The organism is Streptomyces flavofungini (assembly GCF_041028215.1).
Taxonomy (GTDB): Bacteria; Actinomycetota; Actinomycetes; order Streptomycetales; family Streptomycetaceae; genus Streptomyces; species Streptomyces flavofungini_B.
Window position 1 is genome coordinate 1 of the sequence record NZ_JASKYR010001130.1, and the last position, 1,607, is coordinate 1,607.

General features: G+C 72.2%; 1 protein-coding gene and 1 pseudogene. One reads left to right on the forward strand and one right to left on the reverse strand.

Annotation, left to right across the window (positions count from 1 at the left end; all coding sequences use genetic code 11):
* Positions 1-499, reverse strand: a pseudogene (locus AB8Z36_RS39070) (fumarylacetoacetase); the annotation flags it as partial.
* Between the two features lie 272 nt (positions 500-771).
* Between AB8Z36_RS39070 and AB8Z36_RS39075 the strand changes: the two are divergent.
* Entirely contained in the window at positions 772-1,587 is an 816-nt protein-coding gene (locus tag AB8Z36_RS39075; RefSeq protein ID WP_369218110.1) for an HAD family hydrolase, read from the forward strand.
* Positions 1,588-1,607: the final 20 nt, after the last annotated feature.

The following is a 1,607-nucleotide window of genomic DNA, read 5'->3' on the forward strand; positions in this document are numbered from 1 at the left end:
GGCCCAGGTGGCTCGCGTGGTGCTCGGAGGCGTAGAAGTCGACGTAGTCCGCCACCTCGAACGGCAGGTGCAGGGTGACGTCGGAGAGGTGGTGCAGCAGCGGGCGCACGGCGTCGCGGTGGGAGGGGACGGTCAGCCAGGCGGTCAGGGCACGGCGCACGTCGGACCAGGCGATGCGGCCCGCGGCGAGCAGCGGGTTCAGCGTCGGCCGGGCCAGGAGCGAGACGTAGGGGGAGCCGAGCGCGGCGGCCGCGGCGCCGGCGTCCAGGACGTGGGAACCGAGCCGCACTCCGACCCTGCGCTGGTCGTTCCGCTCCCCGGCGAGGGAGAACACGCCGTAGGGAAGGTTGTGCGGCCCGAAGGGGTCGCCCTCGGGCAGACCGAAGGGGTCACCCTCGGACGGGCCGGGCGCGGTGCCCTCCGAGCGGCCGACGGGGTCGCTTCCGGAGAGACCGGAGGGGTCGCCGGCGGCCGGGTCGAGCGGGGTCTGCTCGGACATGCGTACCTGCCTCACTTTCCGTTAAGGGGTGTGCCACACGTTACGTGCGCTGCCCCCTGTTGCGGCAGTGTCCAAAGAGTTCGCAATGACCGGATAAGTCTTGCCGGAGTGTTCAGTTCCGGTCCCAACGTCCTTCGGGGGCGGGGTAAAGGCCGTCGTGCGGGTCGATCCTCCACGTTGTGATGAACCGCTTCGGGCCCCGTCGCACCCCGGTCCGCACGGGCCTTGTCAAGCCGCTTCCTGCGGGGCTCAGGATCCGTATTCTCTGGATCATGGCCGCTGCCCTCGCATATGCACTCATCGCCACTGACCTGGACGGGACGCTGCTGCGCGGCGACGACACGGTCTCGGAACGGTCGCGGCGTGCGCTGGCCGCCGTCGGCGGGGCGGGGGCCCGGCACCTGATCGTGACGGGGCGGCCCGCGCCCAGAGTGCGGCCCCTCCTGGACGACCTCGGCTATGACGGCCTCGCCGTCTGCGGGCAGGGCGCGCAGCTCTACGACGCCGGGGCGGACCGCATGGAGTGGTCGGTGACCCTGGACCGCGGGCTCGCCGAGGTGGCGCTCGGCAAGATCGAGGCGGAGGTCGGGCAGGTCGCCGCGGCCGTCGACCAGGACGGTGTGGACGGGCTCACGCTGATCGAGCCGGGGTACGAGATGCCGCACCCCACGCTGCCCGCGGTGCGGGTGCCCTGTCGTGACGTGCTCTGGGAGGTGCCCATCAGCAAGGTGCTGCTGCGCCATCCCCGGCTGGCCGACGACGAGTTGGCGGCGGTGGCGCGGGGTGCGGTGGAATCCCTCGCGACGGTGACGATGTCCGGGCCGGGCACGGTGGAGCTCCAGCCGTGCGGGGTCACCAAGGCGACCGGCCTCGCGCTCGCGGCCGAGCGGCTGGGTCTGACGGCCGACGACACCATCGCCTTCGGTGACATGCCCAACGACATCCCCATGTTCCGCTGGGCGGGCCACGGCGTGGCCATGGCCAACGCCCATGCGGAACTCAAGGCTGTCGCCGACGAGTTGGCGCCGTCCAACGAGGACGACGGCATCGCCGTGGTCCTGGAGCGGCTGCTGCTGACCAGGGGTTGAGCCCGCCGGGAGGCCGGACC

What these genes read in the sequence shown, in the direction of transcription:
- AB8Z36_RS39075 (WP_369218110.1), top strand. Translation starts at nt 772, where the DNA reads ATGGCCGCTGCCCTCGCATATGCACTCATCGCCACTGACCTGGACGGG.